This window comes from Pseudomonas sp. FP2300 (assembly GCF_030687595.1).
Lineage (GTDB): Bacteria > Pseudomonadota > Gammaproteobacteria > Pseudomonadales > Pseudomonadaceae > Aquipseudomonas > Aquipseudomonas bijieensis.
Map to the genome: position 1 here is coordinate 5751374 of NZ_CP117440.1, position 18803 is coordinate 5770176.

Below are 18803 nucleotides of genomic sequence, written 5' to 3' on the forward strand. Positions count from 1 at the left end.
CGGGATGGTAAATCGACGGGGCGGTTATGTTTGACTCAAGGCTTGTGTCATGATGATCCGACCGCAGGTTAGTCGTCCTCTTCCTATATGAATAGATCTTCCGCGTTGCTCCTCGCCCTTGCCTTGCTCAGCGGCTGCCAGTCCATGGCCCCCGTTTCGACGGACGGTACGCCGCCGGTCGAAGACAGCGTGCAGGCACCTGAAAAACCCAAGGTCTACGGTTCGTTCAGCGAAGAAACCATCTTCAGCCTGTTGAGCGCCGAACTGGCAGGCCAGCGCAATCGCTTCGACATCGCGCTGGACAACTACGTGACCCAGGCCATCAACACCCAGGACCCGGGCATCTCCGAGCGGGCCTTTCGCATTGCCGAATACCTGGGCGCCGACCAGCCCGCGCTGGATACCGCACTGATCTGGGCCAGGAATGCTCCCGATGACCTGGAAGCGCAGCGCGCCGCCGCCGTGCAACTGGCCCGGGCCGGGCGCTACGACGACTCCATGGTGTATATGGAGAAGGTCCTGCTGGGCAAGGGCGACACCCATTTCGATTTCCTGGCGCTGTCCGCCGCCGATACCGACCAGGAAACCCGCAACGGCCTGATGAAAAGCTTCGATCGCCTGTTGCAGCGCCACCCGAACAACGGCCAGCTGATTTTCGGCAAGGCCTTGCTGCTGCAACAGGATGGTGACACCCAGGGCGCCCTCACCCTGCTGGAAGACAACCCGCCGGAAGCCGGCGAGGTGGCACCTATCCTCCTGCGCGCGCGCCTGCTGCAAGGCTTGAATCGCGGCGACGAAGCGCTGCCACTGCTGGAAAAAAGCATCAAGAAATACCCGGACGACAAACGCCTGCGCCTCACCTATGCCCGCATGCTGGTGGAAAACAACCGCATGGACGACGCCAAGGTGGAGTTCTCCAGCCTGGTCCAGCAATACCCGGAAGACGACGAGTTGCGCTACTCCCTGGCACTGGTCTGCCTGGAAGCCAAGGCCTGGGAAGAGGCCAAGGGCTACCTGGAGGACCTGATCGCCCGGGAAAGCCATGTCGACTCGGCCCACCTGAACCTGGGTCGCATCGCCGAGGAACGCAATGACCCCGAGAGCGCACTGATCGAGTACGCCCAGGTCGGCCCGGGCAATGACTATCTGCCGGCGCAGTTGCGCCAGGCCGATATCCTGATCAGCAATGGCAAGACCGCCGACGCCCAGAGCCGCCTAGCCGTACAGCGCGATTCCCAGCCGGACTACGGCATCCAGCTGTACCTGATCGAAGCCGAAACCCTGTCGGCCAACAATCAGGGCGACAAGGCCTGGAACGTGCTGCAACAAGCCTTGAAGCAGTACCCGGACGATCTGAACCTGTTGTACACCCGTGCGATGCTGGCGGAAAAACGCAACGACCTGGCCCAGATGGAAAAAGACCTGCGCCTGATCATCCAGCGCGACCCGGACAACGCCATGGCCCTCAACGCCCTGGGCTACACGCTGTCGGATCGCACCACCCGCTATGACGAAGCCAAGCTGCTCATCGAACAGGCCCACCAGATCAACCCGGAAGACCCGGCGGTGCTCGACAGCCTCGGCTGGGTGAATTTCCGCCTGGGCAATCTCGACGAAGCCGAACGCCTGTTGCGCCAGGCCCTGGAGCGTTTTCCCGACCAGGAAGTCGCCGCTCACCTGGGCGAGGTCCTGTGGGCCAACGGCAAGCAACGTGAAGCGCGGCAGATCTGGAGCCGATTCCTCAAGGATCAGCCTGACAGCCCTATCCTGCGCAGCACCATCAAACGCCTGACCGGATCCGAGACTCTTTAAAATCATGTTTTTGCGCCATTTCATCGTTTTCAGCTTCATTGCCTTGCTCGCCGGTTGCGCGGGCTTCGGCGCCCGTGAATCCGTCCAGGGCCAGGGCAACCAGGCCCAGTGGCGCGAGCACAAGCAACAACTGAGCGGCCTCGACGGCTGGCAGATCGACGGCAAGATCGGCATTCGCGCGCCGAAGGACTCGGGCAGTGGCACGCTTTTCTGGCTGCAACGCCAGGACTACTACGACATTCGCCTGTCGGGCCCACTGGGTCGCGGCGCGGCACGATTGACCGGCCGGCCGGGCCAGGTTTCGCTGGAAGTCGCCAACCAGGGACGCTACGAGGCACCCACCCCCGAAGCGCTGCTGGAAGAACAATTGGGCTGGAAACTGCCGGTATCCCACCTGACCTGGTGGGTTCGCGGGCTGCCGGCACCGGACAGTAAAAGCCGCCTGACCCTCGACGCCGACAGCCGCCTGTCCAACCTGGACCAGGATGACTGGCAGATCGAATACTTGAGCTATGCCCAGCAGAACGGCTACTGGCTGCCCGAGCGCATCAAGCTGCATGGCAGCAATCTCGACGTCACGCTGGTGATCAAGCAATGGCAGCCGCGCAAGCTGGGGCAATGACATGACCGCTGCACGCCTGACCCTGCCCTCCCCGGCCAAGCTCAACCTGATGCTGCACATCCTCGGTCGCCGCCCCGACGGCTATCACGAGCTGCAGACGATTTTTCAGTTCCTGGACTACGGCGACGAAATCACGTTTGCCGTGCGCGACGACGGTGTGATTCACCTGCACACCGAATTCGATGGCGTCCCCCACGACAGCAACCTGATCGTCAAGGCGGCGAAAAAACTCCAGGAACAATCCGGGTGTTCGCTGGGCATCGATATCTGGATCGAAAAAATCCTGCCCATGGGCGGTGGTATCGGTGGCGGCAGCTCAAATGCCGCGACGACCTTACTGGGGCTAAACCACCTCTGGCAGTTGGGCTGGGACGCGGATCGCCTGGCGGCGCTGGGCCTGACACTGGGTGCCGACGTGCCGGTTTTCGTGCGTGGCCACGCCGCTTTCGCCGAAGGCGTAGGGGAGAAACTCACCCCGGTGGAACCCGAAGAACCCTGGTACTTGGTACTGGTGCCGCAAGTCTCTGTAAGTACAGCAGAAATTTTTTCAGATCCGCTGTTGACACGTAACTCTCCTCCCATTAAAGTGCGCCCCGTTCCCAAGGGAAACAGTCGAAATGACTGCTTACCGGTGGTAGCAAGGCGTTATCCAGATGTTCGTAACGCATTGAATTTGTTAGGTAAATTTACCGAAGCAAAACTCACCGGAACTGGAAGTTGTGTGTTTGGGGGCTTCCCAAGCAAAGCTGAAGCTGATAAAGTCTCGGCCCTTCTGACAGAGACCCTTACGGGGTTTGTAGCAAAAGGAAGCAACGTTTCGATGTTGCATCGCAAGCTACAAAACCTGCTCTAAAAGGAATCGAGTGCTGGGCACTCGCAGCAACAGATACAGGGGCGTCGCCAAGCGGTAAGGCAGCAGGTTTTGATCCTGCCATGCGTTGGTTCGAATCCAGCCGCCCCTGCCATTTTCCTATACTCATCCAGGTATACCCTCAGCCTTCAGGTACTGCGCGTGTCCAAGATGATGGTCTTTACGGGGAACGCCAACCCCGATCTGGCTCGGCGTGTCGTACGTCAGCTGCATATCCCTCTCGGTGACATTTCTGTCGGTAAGTTCTCCGACGGCGAAATCACTGCCGAGATCAATGAAAACGTTCGCGGTAAAGACGTCTTCATTATTCAGCCGACTTGCGCTCCGACCAACGATAACCTGATGGAACTCGTCGTGATGGCTGATGCCTTCCGCCGTTCCTCGGCTACTCGTATCACTGCTGTTATTCCTTACTTTGGTTATGCCCGTCAGGATCGCCGTCCGCGTTCCGCACGTGTGGCAATCAGCGCGAAAGTCGTGGCTGACATGCTTACCGTAGTCGGCATCGATCGTGTCCTCACGGTTGACTTGCATGCTGACCAGATTCAGGGCTTCTTCGATATTCCCGTGGATAACATCTACGGCTCCCCGGTCCTGGTGGATGATATCGAAGATCAGCGCTTCGAAAACCTCATGATCGTGTCCCCGGACATTGGTGGCGTCGTGCGTGCACGGGCCGTTGCCAAATCCCTGGGCGTGGATCTGGGTATCATCGACAAACGCCGTGAGAAAGCCAATCACTCCGAAGTGATGCACATCATCGGCGACGTCGAAGGGCGTACCTGTATTCTGGTCGACGACATGGTCGATACCGCCGGCACCCTGTGCCACGCGGCCAAGGCCCTGAAAGAGCATGGCGCCGCCAAGGTCTTTGCCTACTGCACACACCCTGTGCTGTCGGGTCGAGCGATCGAAAACATTGAAAATTCCGTGCTGGACGAACTGGTGGTGACCAACACCATCCCGTTGTCCGCAGCAGCACAAGCCTGTGCGCGTATCCGTCAACTGGATATCGCACCGGTTGTTGCCGAAGCGGTTCGCCGCATCAGCAATGAAGAATCGATCAGCGCGATGTTCCGCTAAGGGCCCTGCCCTCACCGCGACATCTCGTTGACGAAAAGCGCCCCGCCCCGACATTCACTGTCGGGGCGGGGCTTTTTTGCCCATATCGCCTTTAGCGCTGGTCGCAAGCGCTGGGGTGAATGTGGTTACTTTGGAGATACAACATGAACGATTTTACTCTGAATGCTGAAGTGCGTTCCGACCTGGGGAAAGGTGCGAGCCGCCGCCTGCGTCGTCTCGCAAGCCTGGTTCCAGCTGTAGTCTACGGTGGTGACAAAGCCCCTGAGTCCATCAGCATGCTGGCCAAAGAAGTTGCCAAACTGCTCGAAAACGAAGCGGCCTACAGCCACATCATCGAGCTGAACGTTGGTGGCACCAAGCAAAACGTCGTGATCAAGGCCCTGCAGCGTCACCCGGCCAAAGGCCACGTGATGCACGCCGACTTCGTACGCGTAGTAGCTGGCCAGAAACTGACCGCTATCGTGCCTGTGCACTTCGTTGGCGAAGCTGCTCCGATCAAGAAAGGCGGCGAAATCTCGCACGTTGTTTCGGAAATCGAAGTGACCTGCCTGCCGAAAGACCTGCCTGAATTCATCGAAGTCGACCTGGCTAACGCCGAAGTCGGCACGATCATTCACCTGTCCGACCTCAAGGCTCCTAAAGGCGTTGAGTTTGTTGCTCTGGCACACGGCGATGACAAGGCTGTTGCCAACGTCCACGCTCCACGTGTTGCTCCAGAAGCCACTGAAGAAGGCGCTGCAGAGTAATTTCACTCTGTCGCCGGAGTGACCGGAAACATCGCGGACTGGAACGTAGCGAGACAGCGGGCGAGAACGCGAAGTTTACTTAACGGTAAATCCTCCATTTTCGTCCACTGTCGCAACACCGCCTGATTGCGACATTGTTATCCACACTCCAGGAAGGGCCCCTATCGTGACTGCCATTAAACTGATCGTTGGCCTGGGAAATCCAGGCGCTGAATACGAACAGACCCGGCATAACGCAGGGGCCCTTTTTGTTGAGCGCATCGCGCACGCACAAGGCGTCAGCCTGGCGGCCGATCGCAAATATTTCGGCCTGACCGGGCGCTTCTCGCATCAGGGTCAGGATGTTCGTCTGTTGATCCCCACCACCTACATGAACCGCAGCGGCCAGGCCGTGGCGGCATTGGCCGGTTTCTTCCGCATCAAGCCTGAAGAAATCCTGGTGGCCCACGACGAACTCGACCTGCCTCCGGGCGTTGCCAAGCTCAAGCAAGGCGGCGGCCATGGCGGGCACAACGGGTTGCGCGACATCATCGCGCAATTGGGTAATCAGAATACCTTTCACCGCCTGCGGCTCGGCATCGGCCACCCGGGCGTAGCCAGTATGGTTTCAAACTTTGTCCTGGGTCGTGCGCCTCGCGCCGAACAGGAAAAACTCGATGCCAGCATCGACTTTGCCCTCGGCGTGCTGCCGGATATCCTCGCCGGTGAATGGAACCGCGCGATGAAAAACCTGCACAGCCAGAAGGCCTGACACTTATCCGAGGGGAAACACCATGGGATTCAATTGCGGCATCGTCGGCCTGCCTAACGTCGGCAAGTCCACCCTGTTCAACGCCCTGACCAAATCCGGTATCGCGGCCGAGAACTTCCCCTTCTGCACCATCGAGCCGAACACCGGCATCGTGCCGATGCCCGACCCACGCCTGGAGGCCCTGGCGGCCATCGTGATCCCGGAACGCGTGCTGCCGACCACCATGGAGTTCGTCGACATCGCCGGCCTGGTGGCCGGGGCCTCGAAGGGCGAAGGCCTGGGCAACAAGTTCCTGGCCAACATCCGCGAGACCGACGCCATCGCCCACGTGGTCCGCTGCTTCGAAGACGAAAACGTGATTCACGTCTCCAACAGCGTCGACCCGAAACGCGATATCGAGATCATCGACCTGGAACTGATCTTCGCTGACCTCGACAGCTGCGAAAAGCAACTGCAGAAAGTCGCTCGCAACGCCAAGGGTGGCGACAAAGAAGCCGTCGCCCAGAAAGCCCTGCTCGAACAGTTGATCGCCCACTTCACCTTGGGCAAGCCGGCCCGCAGTCTGATCAAGAACATGGGTGCCGATGAGAAGCAGATCATTCGCGGCTTCCACCTCCTGACCACCAAACCGGTCATGTACATCGCCAACGTCGCTGAAGACGGCTTCGAGAACAACCCGCACCTGGATGTGGTCAAGGCCATTGCCGAAGAAGAAGGCGCCATGGTCGTCCCGGTCTGCAACAAGATCGAAGCGGAAATCGCCGAGCTTGAAGACGGCGAAGAGAAGGACATGTTCCTGGAGGCCCTGGGCCTGGAAGAACCTGGCCTGAACCGCGTGATCCGCGCCGGCTATGAAATGCTCAACCTGCAGACGTACTTCACCGCAGGCGTAAAAGAAGTCCGCGCCTGGACCGTTCGCGTCGGTGCCACCGCGCCACAAGCCGCGGCCGTGATCCACACCGACTTCGAAAAAGGCTTCATCCGCGCCGAAGTCATCGCCTATGACGATTTCATCCAGTACAAGGGCGAAGCCGGTGCCAAGGAAGCCGGTAAATGGCGCCTGGAAGGCAAGGAATACATCGTCAAGGATGGCGACGTGATGCACTTCCGTTTCAACGTCTGACGGCTTTCCTGAGCCTATCGCGTGGCAGCACTCACTGCCACGCGACCTTCTCAAGCAGACGTCACGTCAATAGATGCCCTTGATCGACCTCTGCCGCTACCCCGATCAGCCCTATCCCGGCGTCGGGCGCAAAGATCATGTCATCTTCGTCGAGGTTTTCCCGCCAATCCCCGGCCAGCGCGATCTGGAACCGATGGCCTTGGGCGTCTGCTCCCACATCCGCCAGATAAGTGCGGTCCAGTTCCTGGTTGTAAACCATCTTCAGCGTAGTGCCCGTACCGTCTCCGAAGCCGGTATAGCCCAGCGTCGCCACATCGATCTTGTCGTCAACCGTGAAGCCTTCGATAAGGTCGGTAAAGCTCTGGCTGTCAGTACGGTAGCTGTCTTCGGTAGAGGTGTAGCGGAACACGTCGGCGTTTTCCCGGTTATCGGTCCACAACGAGATGTCGGCTCTGTCTCCGCCGTTGAGACGGTCGGCGCCCGCGCCGCCAATGATTACATCCGCTCCAGCGCCGCCGTCGATACGGTCATTGCCGTCCAGGCCATAGATGACTTCCGACAAGGCAGAACCGGTAATCGTATCCGCGGTAGACGCACCTTCAACAGTGGGCGCGGTGAACACCAGGTTGGTGCTGTTCAATTGCCCCACCAGGTTACCGTCCAAGGCCAGTTCAAATCGTAGCCCGGAGGCATCGGCGTCGTAGCTCTTGAGGTAGGTGAGCGTGCCGTCTGTGCTGGCCTGGACGGCCAAGGTGCCGTCATGGCCGTCGCCAATGCCGGTGAAGCCCAAGGCAATCAGGTCGATGCGGTCCCGAGAGGCGTCGAAGTCCTGGACCCGGTCGCTGTGGCTTTGCGTCGCAGTGCGAAAACTGTCGCTCAGTTCGGTGAAGCGGAAGATGTCAGCGCCAACGCCACCTTGCAGAAGGTCGCGCCCGCCGTTGCCTTGAAGCACATCATCTCCCGCCAGGCCACGGATAATTTCGGCGGCGTCGCTACCCTGCAAGATTTCTTCACCGACGTACCCGTCCACATGGAGCTTGCCGTCCTGGCTGCCGAAGCTTGTATCCACACTGCCATCCGCGTTCCAGCGGATGATGCTGAAATCCCCACCGCTCGTACCGGTCGCCAGGATCTTGCCATCGGCCTGCACCGTCACAGCCACAGGCGTGTCGGCCTCGAAGGTCACCCTGCCATTGGAGCCAAAACTGGTGTCAAAGGAACCGTCAGCGTTAAACCGCACCACAGTAGCCGAGGTGGAGCCTTCGCCATGGCCCATGACGATGATCTTGCCGTCAGCCTGCACGGTGACCACTGAGTCTTCGCCAAACCCCATGGCAGCACTCAAGTAGAGAACACCGCCATCACCGAAATGGGTATCCAGCTGACCGTCGGGATTGAAGTGCTGCAACGCGTACGTCGGCTCACCCGCGCCGGCGGCATTGTACGCAGCCCCGACCACGACGCCGCCATCGGCCTGTACCGCAGTGGAAATTGCGCCGTTGTAGTATTCGTCTTCGGGAATGTTGACGGTCAGCACGCCATGGTCGCCAAAGCCATCGACGAAAGTGCCGTCATTGTCGAGCCTGGTCACTGTAGCCTGGTCAAACCCGCGGGCGCTGATCTGGAACGTGCCATCCGTATTGACCGTCAGGTCGATGTCCTTGAAGTCATGGCTGATATCGACCGTGATAGCGCCGTTTTGACCGAAGGTCGCATCGCGCGTCCCGTCGCTGTTGAAGCGCTCCACCTGAACGCCGGTGTTCAGCGCTGTGGCGATCAGCACCTTGCCATCAGGTTGCACCGCCGTCAGCTCGTAGCGCGACGCCGGGGCTGTCGCGGCGGGGACGATGTCGACACCGCCGTCATGGAAGCCGGTGTCCAGGCTACCATCTGCGTTCAGGCGGATAACGCTATGGTTCTGTTCGTAGCCGTAGCTTTCCTCGCCTGGCGCCCCGGGGTAGCCCCATGCCAGGTACTCCGCATAGCCACCGACCAGGATCTTGCCGTCCGGCTGGATAACGATGCTCTGGTTATCATCGAACTGGCCGGTGAGGTCGACCTGGACTGTGCCCGGGCCAGTTCTCACGGTATGAGTACTGACCGTCGTGTTGTCGGTGGTTGCCATGGGTTAATCCTTTAAGGGCATTGGATCCGTCACTCTAGTGGAGCAGGAAGGATTTGCACGCGGCCCCATCGCTGACACGAGCAGCGTCCGACCGATGGCTTTTTTTAGCCGTCTGGCCTCGCTGGAGGGCTGAAAAAGGTGCGCATAGCAAAAAGCCGCGTTGGTTCGCGGCTTTTTCATGGGCGTGGCATAGAGGTACTTGAGATTCGCTACGGCCTAGAACAGATAGCCTATATAGATCGCCCCGCCACCACCGGCCTGCAAACCAGCATTAATGCCTGCCATGACCAACGCGCCCTTGGCCGACTTCGCCAACTGCCGGTTGACCGTGGTGGACGCAATGAGCGCGGTCGCCGGGTTGGCGTTCAGCGCCATCGACAATGCCAGCAGCTTGGGATCGAGCCCGAACAGCAGGGCCGTGGCCGAGCCGCCAATCCCCAGGCCCACGCCCACTTCGGTATACATGCAAGGGCCAGTGATGTCGTCACTGGTCAGGTCACGACTGACCAGGGCGTCGCTGACGAACACCTTGCCGGTGCTGGGAAACGCCTCAGCCGCGCCGGCCGCACTCACGCCCTTGCCCTTGATCTGGATATTGATCTTGCCGAAGCGCGGCAGCCTCGCGCCAAACCCGGCCCCCACGCCGACCCCGCCATAGCGGTAGCTGATGTCTTCGCCTTGGGGCGAGCGCAGGATAATCGAGCCGCCACTGCCCGCCACCATGACCACAGTCAGGCCTCCACCGCTGGCGGTCTGGTACTGCCAACGACTTTCATTGACCGGGAGTGGGATGTTGTAGCTCATACGTCAAAGTCCTTTATGTGAATGAACCGCACCGCGGCCGCGCGGCCGGATGGCTTTTAGCAGGCCGACAAAAGTGAACACCAGGCCGATGAATCCCAATACTCCAGAGGTGCCCCACAGGGCGGCCGGGGCATCGACGATGGCGCTGCCCGCCGGCTGCTCGGGCAAATAATGCACCCGCACCGGCTGGTCCTTCTGGTAACCGAAGATAAAACCGCCTTGGGGGTAGGAGATCTTTTCGCCGCTGGCGGTGGTGAAAGCGATCTCAGGATGCGAACCACCGGCATTCAAGTGGCTGACAATGCCATCGGCAGTCTGTGCCCGGGCGAGAAAGTCGCGTCGATCGATTGTGAGATTGACGGCAATGCCCAACAAGCCAATGCCAATCAGGGCAAAAAGCAGGCCCAGCAGAATTGTCCCGATACGTGACGGGGTGTCGTTAGCCATGGTTTATCTCGGCGTTCATCCATGAAAGAGGCCGTCAGGATAACAAAGAAGTCTCGCTATCCCCCCAACAAAATTATTCAGGGCCAGGAGAAGCCGCTGCCTCTTGCATGAAGCGTCGAGGCAGCTTCCAGACCTATGACCTATGCCTGGACCAGGTTGGCAATCTTGACGTCCGGATCGACGTCAGCCTCGTAGTCCACCCCTTCGATGCCGAAACCGAAGAGACGCAGGAACTCCGCCTTGTAACCGACAAAATCAGTCAGCTCGTAAAGGTTATCGGTGCTGACCTGATCCCAGAGTTGCTTGACGCGATCCTGGACTTCGGGAGCCAGTTCCTTGTAGTCCACGCGCAGGCGCCCCTCCTCATCCATCACGGGAGAATGGCCGTACAGGCTGTCTTTGTAGAGCGCATGGACCTGTTCGATACACCCCTCGTGCGTGCCCTGCGCCTTCATGACTTTAAACAGCAATGACAGGTACAGCGGCATGATCGGGATCGCTGAGCTGGCCTGAGTCACCACGGCTTTCAATACCGAGACCCGCGCATCGCCCCCCAGGGCAGCCAGTCGCTCACGAATGCCAAGGACTTTCTGGTCCAGGTCCTTCTTGGCCGCGCCAATGGAGCCATTCCAGTAGATGTCATGCGTCAGCTTTTCGCCCAGGTAGGTGAACGCGGTCGTTTTCGCCCCGTCGGCCAGGACACCTGCGTCGTGCAGCGCATCGATCCACATTTGCCAGTCTTCGCCGCCCATTACGGCCACCGTGCCATCGATTTCGCTCTGGGTCGCCGGTTCCAGGGTCGTGTCCTTGACCACTTCTTTATCCGTGTCCAGGCCCCGCAAAGTCACGGCCTTATCGAGCGGCTTGAGGGTAGAACTCAATACCACACCGGTCTTGGGGTGTGTCCGGCGTGGCGCGGCCAGGCTGTAGACAACGAGGTCGATCTTGCCCAAGTCGCGTTTGATGACGTCGATGGTCTGTTGTTTGATTTCATCGGAAAACGCATCGCCGTTGATGCTCTTGGCGTAGAGGCCCTCTGACTCGGCGAACGAGTGAAAGGCCGCAGTGTTGTACCAACCAGCGGTGCCAAGCTTGCCTGGATCACCTTCACGCTCGAAAAACACCCCCAGGGTCTTGGCGCCACAACCAAAAGCGGCGGTTATCCGCGCAGCCAGCCCGTAGCCGGTCGATGCACCGATCACGAGTACGTTCTTTGGCCCAGCGGTGATGGGACCTTGGGCGGTCACGTAGTCGATCTGACTCTTGACGTTGGCTTCACAGCCAGTGGGGTGGGTGGTCACACAGACAAAGCCACGAACGCGCGGTTTGATGATCATAAAAGGATCTGCCTCTTCCAGGATGTAGAGCGCCAACACTGGCCATTAAAGTCGTAGACGCCTGGAAAGTGGAAGCGTCACGGTGAATGTAGCCTTACGTGGCTTGACTCACCAATGGCAACCTCACGATGAACTCGCTCCCCTGGCCATCCCCCCCGCTCTTGCCAATCACTGTGCCGCCATGGCTTTCGACCAACTCGCGCACCACCGTCAAACCAATACCCAAGCCAGCACCATTGAAACCGACGGCGTGAACGTCCTGCACGAATGGCTCGAAAATGAACGGCAGCGCCTGGGCCGAGATCCCGATGCCGCTATCGCGGATGCTGATCTCCAACAGGCCGGCCTCGACGGTAGCCGAAAGCCTGACGGTGCCGCCAGCGGGCGTGTACTTGGCGGCATTGCCCAGCAAGTTGCCGAGTATCTGAGCCAGCCGCACCGGGTCTCCGTTCATCGACAAGGCACACTCGGGTAATTCGGTCCTCAAATGCAAGTCACACGCGAGCATGACCGGCCGACAGTTGTCGATGCACTCACGAATGATCTGGACGATATCGACAACCTGGCAATCGAGGCGAAACTTACCGGTCTTGACCCGAGAGACGTCGAGCAAGTCTTCGACCAATCGAGACATGTGCCGCACCTGGCCTTCGATCAACTTCTGCATGCGCGGCAGTTCTTCACTGGGCACCCGCGACAGCCGGCCGGCAATCATGCTGATGGGGGCCAGCGGATTGCGCAGTTCATGGGCCACCAGGGCGAGGACGCTACGCTGGCGCTCCAGCGCGCGTTCGGCCGAGGCCTTCAGGTGTTGCGCACTGAGGGCGGCGATAACCAATAGTTCATTGGCTTCGCGCATGTCCAGATACAGCTGTTGTTGCTCTGCCGCCGGTGTGTTTTTTGGCTTTTCAGCCTCGGACTGGGCCGACAGGATCGCCAGGACCAACTGCTGGTTGGCCTCGATCAATTGCTCGATCTGTTGCTTATCGGCGAGTTGGGTGTTGGCGTCGCTCAGTTCCTTCTGCAACGCCGCCAACACCGCCCGCGCCTCGACGGTTTTCTGACCAAGCAAGAACAACTCGCGAGCGACCGTGGCCTTCGCTTGCTCACTCTTGCCATTGCCCTTATCCATGACCGTGACTCATCCCGTGCCATGGCCGGAACGTTGCAGGGTAGGCCGGCCGCCGAGCAACCCCTCCCGATCCGGCAACATTTCGCCGATCTGTAAACCGTTGTCGTCGATGCGATAAAGGCGTAACTCATCGGAGTGAGCGCTGGCGCGGACCTTGACCACGGCCATGATGCGCAATAAACGGCTCTGCACTTCAATGTAGCGTTGAACGATGATGGCGTCGGTGAGGAACGCCGTGCCGTAAGGACTGAAACGCAGGTCGGTGTAGCGATCCTCCAGCTCCGAAGTCAGCAACACCGTGACGCCGGCGCTGGTCAGCGCCGTGACCATGCGCGACAACGACTCGCGAAAGTCTTCGCGGAAGGTCGGCGCCAGCGCCAGTTCGAAGCCCGACAGCGAATCGATGACCACCCGAGTCGCTTTCAGGCGGGCGATCTCGCTGAGCAGCAAGTGCACGATTTCATCGATGGACAGATCCGGCGCGCGGCTATCCACCAGGCCGATTTTTCCAGATTGAATCAGGTTGGCGAGCGTGGGGTTCTGGGAATGATTGGGACGCTGTTCAAACACCGCAATCACGCCGGTTTCACCGTTGCGCACGCCTTCGGCGAGAAAGGACGCCGCCAGGATGCTCTTGCCCGAACCGGACGGCCCCGCCACTAACAAGGAATACCCGCGTGGCAGGCCACCGCCGAGCATTTCATCGAGCTGCGGTACGCCCATGGCCAGGCGCTTGATGGGAAATGCCAGTGGCGATTCGCCCGGGTTGAAGGGTGCGGGGGAAAATACCTTGATCCCCGACGAAGCGATACGGAAGGTGTGCAGACCCGGCAGCGTCGGCTGGCCGCGCATCTTCATGATTTCCATCTTGCGCACCATGGAGTTGCGCTGGACGCTCTGGCGCAGCCAGATCAGCCCATCGGCCACGGTGAAAATCGGGTTGGTATCGGTTTCGGTAAAGTATTCGCCGATCAGGAAAGTCGTGGCCTGCCAGGTGGTCATCAACATGCCCAGTTGCTGGACGAACTGCGGCAGGTTGTTATTCGGGTTGTCCTGGGTCTGACTGGCCAGCACCACCGAACGGAACGAGTCAACGAACACCAGCGCCGGGGAGTGAGCCTCCACCTCGCTGACAATGCGTCGCAGCACTTCGTCCAGATCCCCGGCCAGGGTGTCGTCAGCCAGGTTGACGTAGCGAATCGACTGATTGATCGCGTCGCTGTCGAAGAAATCGAACTGCTGCTGATAACGCAGCATCTTCAGCGGCGGCTCGCCCAGCACGGTAAAAAACAGCGCGGGACGCTCGGGGGTCGCCAGGGCAAACATCATCTGGTGCGCGAGGGTGGTCTTGCCGCAACCGGGCGGGCCGGCGATCAGATTGAAGGAAAACTCCGGCAATCCTCCGCCCAAGACCTCGTCCAGCCCTGGCACGCCGGTGGCCAAGCGGTTGATAGTCACTTTGGTGCTCATGGCGAATTTTCCTGCGAAGGGGTGTCGCTCAAGGAAGGTTCCCACACGCCACGAAGCAAACGCGCGGTGAGCGAAGGCCCGATCAACGTGGTCAGCAACTCGTAGAAAATAGTCAGCAACATTTCACCGAAAAACAGCGCATCGGCTTCGCTTTGCTCAACGAGTACGGATTTAAGGGCCGTTAGGACCTGCCCGGGCTGTACCTTGTCGCAGGTACTGGTCAGGCGCGGATGGGCAGCCCCACACAGATGCAGGCTGCGGCGATAAAGCGCGGCAACCCCTTGCTGGCCGATGACGGGCGTAAGGGCCGCCTCGATATCCTGCAAAATCGAAATGATCGCGTCGGCGGTCTTGGCAATGTCAGCGTTGGGGCCGACGCGGTGCGTCAGAGAAGCTACGATCTGACGGCTCTCTTCGCTTAGCGTGGACATAGCTAACTGATATCCGATGGGCAAGTATCGATAGTACACCCTCAAGGGCGTTATCGAGCTTGCGCTGGGCAAAGCAATGCAATTGCGATCATCCGCAGTCAGCGGATAAACCCAGCCAGGCCACTTACCTAAACTGAAAAATCCCCGGTATCACTCGCTGATACAGGGGATTTAGCATCATCACGCCCCAGGCTGGCGCCTGGAGCGGGCTGGAAAAAACTAACCCCTTTTGACCTTGAAGCGCCCCAGCACACGCTGCATCAGCGATGCCCGCTCCGAAAGGTCCTTGGCCGCCACCGCGCACTCTTGTGAGTTGGACTGGTTTTTCTGTGTCACTTCATCGATCTGCTCCAAACCGATGCTGGCCTGCTGCAAGCCCGAAGCCTGCTCGCTGGAGGCTTGATAGATCAGCGAAACCAGGTTGGAAACCGCGCTGGTTCCATTGACGATGTTTTTCAGCGATTCGGCGGTCCGGCCGGCGATGATCATGCCGCGCTGGGTCTTGCTCGAGGAGTCGGCGATCAGCGCGGCCGTCTGCTGGGCGGCCTCGGCGCTGCGGGCGGCCAGGCTGCGCACTTCATCGGCCACTACGGCAAAACCGCGCCCAAGCTCACCGGCCCGGGCCGCTTCGATGGCCGCGTTCAGGGCCAGCAAATTGGTTTGTGCAGCGATGTTGTCGATGGTGGTGATGATCGCGGTGATGTCCTTGCCCGAATTGTCGATCTCGGCCATGGCGGCAATCAGCTCGCTCATCAGTTTATCGCTCTCCCCCGCATCGGCTCGCGACGCCTGGGATTGCTCATCGGCTTTCTTGGCGTTGGCGGCGTTGTCCCGGGTCTGCGCCGCCATTTGCGTCATCACCGCACTGATTTCGGTGATGGACGAGGCGGAATTGGACGCGCCATCGGACAGTGACTGGCTCAGGTCGGTAACCTGCGCCGAGCTGCCGGTAATCTGCGTGGCGCTGATTTGAACCTCGGAAATCAGTTGGTTGAGGTTGCTGACCATCTTCTCCAGTGACTTGCCCAGGGTATCGTGGGGCGAAGACAAGCGAACCTCCAGGTCCAGGTCTCCCTCGGAAATGCGCTCGGCCACCCGCACTTGCCGTTGCAGGCTTTCAGACATGTCGTTAAGGGCCGCAGACAACTGCCCGACTTCATCCTCGGATTTCTGCACCAGACGCCGGGAGAAATCCCCAAGGCTGATGTTGGCGGCCAAGGCCGCGGCCTCGCGGATCGGCCCGACGATTTTCGCGGCGGCAAACCACAGGGCGGCCAGGGCCAGCAGCGAAATACCCAAGCCTACCGAGACTTGCCAGATGCTGTTGCTGATACTGCGCGCCTGCAACTCCTGCTCCAGGGCAATGGCCTGGCTCATGACCACGGCCTTGGGCAGGCGAATCAGTACCGCCCAGGGCTTGCCAGTACGACCGAGCGTAATGGGCATCAGCACTTCGATATTCTGGGTTTGAGGGTTGAGCAAGCCGTCACTACGACCGCCCTGGATATCACTCAGCACTTTTTCCCAGGACTCAGGCAGCAAGGCCTTGATGGACTGACCAATCAGATCAGTGCGCTGGCTGTCCGCGACTACCAGCCCCTGGTTACTCAGGATCGACACCGTGCCCTTGCCACCGTAGAGCTCGGCGGACATCTGCTCGCTGAGTTTCTGGATAAAGGCGATATCGTAGTCCGCCCCGACCACACCATAGAACTTGCCATTGGCGACGATCGGAACCGACAAGGTGGTCAGCCATACGTTTTTACCCTGGACCACGTAAGGAATGGGGTCCAGCACGCTTTCCTTCAGGGTGTCGCGCGGGCCGCTGTACCAACCGCCTTTAGGCACACCATTGGGGTGACGATCCGGCGAGTCATACTCGACCAACGGCTGCACCGCGACATGGCCACCGGCGCTGCGGGTCCAGTAAGGCGTGAAGCGCCCTGTCTGTGGATTACTGCCATCCTGGGTGTTGCGCGATGCCAGATCCTGTCCGTCCAGCGCATCCGGTTCCCAGCAGGAATAGGTGCCATTGAAATCGGGGTTGTCCTTGAGGACGCCGAGCAACACCGTATTGATCTGCTCCCGGCCCAATGCCAGGGGGCTTTGCGTGGCCTTGCTGGCGGCAAATGCATTGGCCATGGTGCGGGCCGCATCCAGGGCATTTTGCAACTTGGCCTGAATGGCGTTGGCCCGGGATTCGGCCAGGTTCTGAATTTCCCGGATGGTTGATTTTTCCACCAGCGCCGAGACTTCGGTGGCCACGTATTGCTCATTGGCCCGTGCGGTAAAGAGCCCGTAGATAATCAGGCTGACCGATGAAACAAACAGGCAAACGCCTGCCGTGACACAAATGCGTGCCTGCAATGACTTGAACTTCATATCATCCCCTGCCTGATTTCTATTTATTGCCAGCGTTAAAGACGACGGTCTCTAACTCATGCACGACGCAGCGAATAAGCATCGATCACGGCTGTTTACGCGGCCTACGAGGCAATTGCCTGGAAAGGGCACGGCGATACAGCTGCTTTATAAGTATTTGAAACGTGGCAGGTTGGGGGCACAAAAGCAGTAGAGGTATTCAAGTCAGGAACCGAAGGCCTTATGTCCAGGACAGTAAGGGCGATAGCTGGAAAGAATGCGAAGCCTGCTTGTCCAGTAACCACAGGGTCACCCTTGAATAATGCCGCAGAATCCATTCAGACCAATAACCACAACAGCAAATTAACACGGTCGAGATTTGTACAAAATCGAACTTAGGACTTATACAAAATAGTGCTTTAGGCGTAATTCGCCGGGCCCCATCATCCGGATGAAAGTGTCCACAAGCGACGTGAACACCGTGCCTTACCGGGAATATCTGAGGCGTCACGCCGGGCCATTTGATCCTGAAAAGGGCTGGGCACCCCGTCGCGTTATCGACTATAGGAGGGCATCGCCAATGGCACCGGCTGCGGGTTGGCGATGACCCAGCGCACAGCCAATTCACAAAGACGATCAGTGTGCTCGGCGTCATCGTTGCCATTGCGCAGAGCAACTGCCAGCGCCCGTGTTTCAGCGAGTTCGGCCGCCGGCAAGGACACGGCGCTGCCCACGTGGTCAACCAGAGCCGCCAACATCGCTTTGAAATCCGCGTCCCAGTTGGCCGAGCCGTTGTGGTGAATCTCTCGGGAGATACGGCCACTGATGCGGATCACCTCACCTTGCGTCGTCGCTGCGGCGCCAGAGGATGGCACCAGCAGCTCCCACAGTTGCTGATGCTGGTCAGGCCAGCCATTGGCCGTGACGACGATAGCGGCCTGACCGTCGTGAACCTTGCGGGAGGCAACGGGAGTGACGTCGAAAAGACGATAAAGACTGGCCAGGGCAGCGTCCGTTGCCTCGAGATAGTCCGGGTTGAAAGAGGCCCGATGAAATTCGAATTCACGGCCGATGCGCTGCACCTCGGCGAGCATGCCGTCATCGGATTGCAGCCCTGCGGCCAGCAGAGTCTGGGCGATTTTCGCGGTGGCCTCGATATCGGCATTGCGGGTAGTCGCCAGGGCAATATGCAGCACATCCTGTCCCTGCCGACTCCTGGCATCGACGCTGGCGCCGCGGCGGATCAGGGCAGCGATGGCCTCGGCTTTGTGACTGTTGGCCGCGGCATGCAGCGGCGTGTAGCCCTGGTAATCCTGCGCCTCGATATCGGCGCCCAGATCCAGTAGCAGGTCGACACCGCCGATCCAACTCGAACTGCGATGGTGCAGGGGTGTTCGTTGGTAAGTGTCGCGGGCATTGATGTCGGCGCCCTGCTCCACCAGCCAGCGGGCCAGTTCATCGGGACAGTTGTAGAAGCCCAGCGCGGTGCTCTTGCTGTAACCGCCGGTGGCTTCAAGCTCGCATTCATCGAACACGGCGACCAGCTCGGCAAACGAGGCGTGCTCCAGCAACTGAGCGAAATCCTTCGGCAATGTCTTGCGTTTACGCTTACCCATGGTGGCGGTCACCGTTCTGATCAAAAAGGTCTTCATCATAAAACTGGATTTCATTGGTAACAGCCATCTCGA

Annotated in this window: 16 protein-coding genes, 1 tRNA gene and 1 pseudogene; 8 read left to right on the forward strand and 10 right to left on the reverse strand. The window is 59.5% G+C overall.

What is annotated here, in order from left to right:
- The first annotated feature begins 87 nt into the window (after nt 1–87).
- The 8 genes from PSH86_RS25560 to ychF all read left to right on the forward strand — a co-directional run bounded on the left by PSH86_RS25560 (nt 88) and on the right by ychF (nt 7008).
- Entirely contained in the window at nt 88–1812 is a 1725-nt protein-coding gene (locus tag PSH86_RS25560) for a tetratricopeptide repeat protein (RefSeq protein WP_060740651.1), read from the forward strand.
- Nucleotides 1813–1816: 4 nt separating this feature from the next.
- Nucleotides 1817–2434 (forward strand): lipoprotein insertase outer membrane protein LolB, encoded by a 618-nt coding sequence (lolB, locus tag PSH86_RS25565; RefSeq protein WP_109754911.1) that lies wholly within the window; start codon nt 1817–1819, stop codon nt 2432–2434.
- Nucleotide 2435: 1 nt separating this feature from the next.
- Entirely contained in the window at nt 2436–3287 is an 852-nt protein-coding gene (gene ispE / locus PSH86_RS25570) for a 4-(cytidine 5'-diphospho)-2-C-methyl-D-erythritol kinase (protein ID WP_109754912.1), read from the forward strand.
- 37 nt (nt 3288–3324) lie between these two features.
- A tRNA-Gln gene (locus PSH86_RS25575) sits at nt 3325–3399 on the forward strand.
- A gap of 47 nt (nt 3400–3446) precedes the next feature.
- On the forward strand, nt 3447–4388 hold the full coding sequence (locus PSH86_RS25580; RefSeq protein WP_003171603.1) for a ribose-phosphate pyrophosphokinase: 942 nt from the start codon (nt 3447–3449) through the stop codon (nt 4386–4388).
- 143 nt (nt 4389–4531) lie between these two features.
- Nucleotides 4532–5134, forward strand: coding sequence for a 50S ribosomal protein L25/general stress protein Ctc (locus tag PSH86_RS25585; protein WP_109754913.1), 603 nt, complete (start codon nt 4532–4534; stop codon nt 5132–5134).
- Nucleotides 5135–5300: 166 nt separating this feature from the next.
- On the forward strand, nt 5301–5885 hold the full coding sequence (gene pth / locus PSH86_RS25590) for an aminoacyl-tRNA hydrolase (protein ID WP_003185374.1): 585 nt from the start codon (nt 5301–5303) through the stop codon (nt 5883–5885).
- Nucleotides 5886–5907: 22 nt separating this feature from the next.
- A complete protein-coding gene (ychF, locus tag PSH86_RS25595; protein WP_109754914.1) occupies nt 5908–7008 on the forward strand; it encodes a redox-regulated ATPase YchF in 1101 nt (366 codons plus the stop codon).
- A 61-nt stretch (nt 7009–7069) separates the two neighbouring features.
- On the opposite strand, the gene PSH86_RS25600 is transcribed toward ychF, so the two are convergent.
- The 10 genes and pseudogenes from PSH86_RS25600 to PSH86_RS25640 form a co-directional block, all read right to left on the reverse strand.
- The gene (locus PSH86_RS25600; protein WP_305485758.1) at nt 7070–9133 is read right to left on the reverse strand and encodes a calcium-binding protein; all 2064 of its coding nucleotides are present in this window, start codon (nt 9131–9133) and stop codon (nt 7070–7072) included.
- A gap of 216 nt (nt 9134–9349) precedes the next feature.
- Nucleotides 9350–9937 carry a hypothetical protein gene (locus tag PSH86_RS25605; RefSeq protein WP_109754916.1) on the reverse strand — a complete coding sequence of 196 codons (588 nt, stop codon included), beginning with the start codon at nt 9935–9937 and terminating at the stop codon, nt 9350–9352.
- A 3-nt stretch (nt 9938–9940) separates the two neighbouring features.
- Entirely contained in the window at nt 9941–10384 is a 444-nt protein-coding gene (locus PSH86_RS25610; protein WP_109754917.1) for a DUF3592 domain-containing protein, read from the reverse strand.
- A gap of 140 nt (nt 10385–10524) precedes the next feature.
- On the reverse strand, nt 10525–11721 hold the full coding sequence (gene fabV / locus PSH86_RS25615) for an enoyl-ACP reductase FabV (protein ID WP_109754918.1): 1197 nt from the start codon (nt 11719–11721) through the stop codon (nt 10525–10527).
- 94 nt (nt 11722–11815) lie between these two features.
- Nucleotides 11816–12853 carry a HAMP domain-containing sensor histidine kinase gene (locus PSH86_RS25620; protein WP_163856669.1) on the reverse strand — a complete coding sequence of 346 codons (1038 nt, stop codon included), beginning with the start codon at nt 12851–12853 and terminating at the stop codon, nt 11816–11818.
- A gap of 9 nt (nt 12854–12862) precedes the next feature.
- Entirely contained in the window at nt 12863–14323 is a 1461-nt protein-coding gene (locus PSH86_RS25625; RefSeq protein ID WP_163856664.1) for an ATPase domain-containing protein, read from the reverse strand.
- Nucleotides 14320–14778: a hypothetical protein gene (locus tag PSH86_RS25630; protein WP_305485764.1), complete on the reverse strand. Its 459-nt coding sequence runs from the start codon at nt 14776–14778 to the stop codon at nt 14320–14322. Before PSH86_RS25630 ends, PSH86_RS25625 begins: the two co-directional genes overlap by 4 nt.
- Before the next feature lie 195 nt (nt 14779–14973).
- Entirely contained in the window at nt 14974–15879 is a 906-nt protein-coding gene (locus PSH86_RS30725) for a methyl-accepting chemotaxis protein (RefSeq protein WP_370873834.1), read from the reverse strand.
- A 42-nt stretch (nt 15880–15921) separates the two neighbouring features.
- A pseudogene (locus tag PSH86_RS30730) lies at nt 15922–17136 on the reverse strand (chemotaxis protein); the annotation flags it as partial.
- Between the two features lie 533 nt (nt 17137–17669).
- Nucleotides 17670–18770 carry an ankyrin repeat domain-containing protein gene (locus PSH86_RS25640; RefSeq protein ID WP_305485770.1) on the reverse strand — a complete coding sequence of 367 codons (1101 nt, stop codon included), beginning with the start codon at nt 18768–18770 and terminating at the stop codon, nt 17670–17672.
- Nucleotides 18771–18803 lie beyond the last annotated feature (33 nt).

What these genes read in the sequence shown, in the direction of transcription:
- lolB (WP_109754911.1), top strand. Translation starts at nt 1,817, where the DNA reads ATGTTTTTGCGCCATTTCATCGTTTTCAGCTTCATTGCCTTGCTCGCC.
- PSH86_RS25605 (WP_109754916.1), bottom strand. Translation starts at nt 9,937, where the DNA reads ATGAGCTACAACATCCCACTCCCGGTCAATGAAAGTCGTTGGCAGTAC.
- PSH86_RS30725 (WP_370873834.1), bottom strand. Translation starts at nt 15,879, where the DNA reads ATGTCTGAAAGCCTGCAACGGCAAGTGCGGGTGGCCGAGCGCATTTCC.
- ispE (WP_109754912.1), top strand. Translation starts at nt 2,436, where the DNA reads ATGACCGCTGCACGCCTGACCCTGCCCTCCCCGGCCAAGCTCAACCTG.
- PSH86_RS25600 (WP_305485758.1), bottom strand. Translation starts at nt 9,133, where the DNA reads ATGGCAACCACCGACAACACGACGGTCAGTACTCATACCGTGAGAACT.
- PSH86_RS25585 (WP_109754913.1), top strand. Translation starts at nt 4,532, where the DNA reads ATGAACGATTTTACTCTGAATGCTGAAGTGCGTTCCGACCTGGGGAAA.
- PSH86_RS25640 (WP_305485770.1), bottom strand. Translation starts at nt 18,770, where the DNA reads ATGATGAAGACCTTTTTGATCAGAACGGTGACCGCCACCATGGGTAAG.
- PSH86_RS25620 (WP_163856669.1), bottom strand. Translation starts at nt 12,853, where the DNA reads ATGGATAAGGGCAATGGCAAGAGTGAGCAAGCGAAGGCCACGGTCGCT.
- PSH86_RS25625 (WP_163856664.1), bottom strand. Translation starts at nt 14,323, where the DNA reads ATGAGCACCAAAGTGACTATCAACCGCTTGGCCACCGGCGTGCCAGGG.
- PSH86_RS25610 (WP_109754917.1), bottom strand. Translation starts at nt 10,384, where the DNA reads ATGGCTAACGACACCCCGTCACGTATCGGGACAATTCTGCTGGGCCTG.
- ychF (WP_109754914.1), top strand. Translation starts at nt 5,908, where the DNA reads ATGGGATTCAATTGCGGCATCGTCGGCCTGCCTAACGTCGGCAAGTCC.
- PSH86_RS25560 (WP_060740651.1), top strand. Translation starts at nt 88, where the DNA reads ATGAATAGATCTTCCGCGTTGCTCCTCGCCCTTGCCTTGCTCAGCGGC.
- fabV (WP_109754918.1), bottom strand. Translation starts at nt 11,721, where the DNA reads ATGATCATCAAACCGCGCGTTCGTGGCTTTGTCTGTGTGACCACCCAC.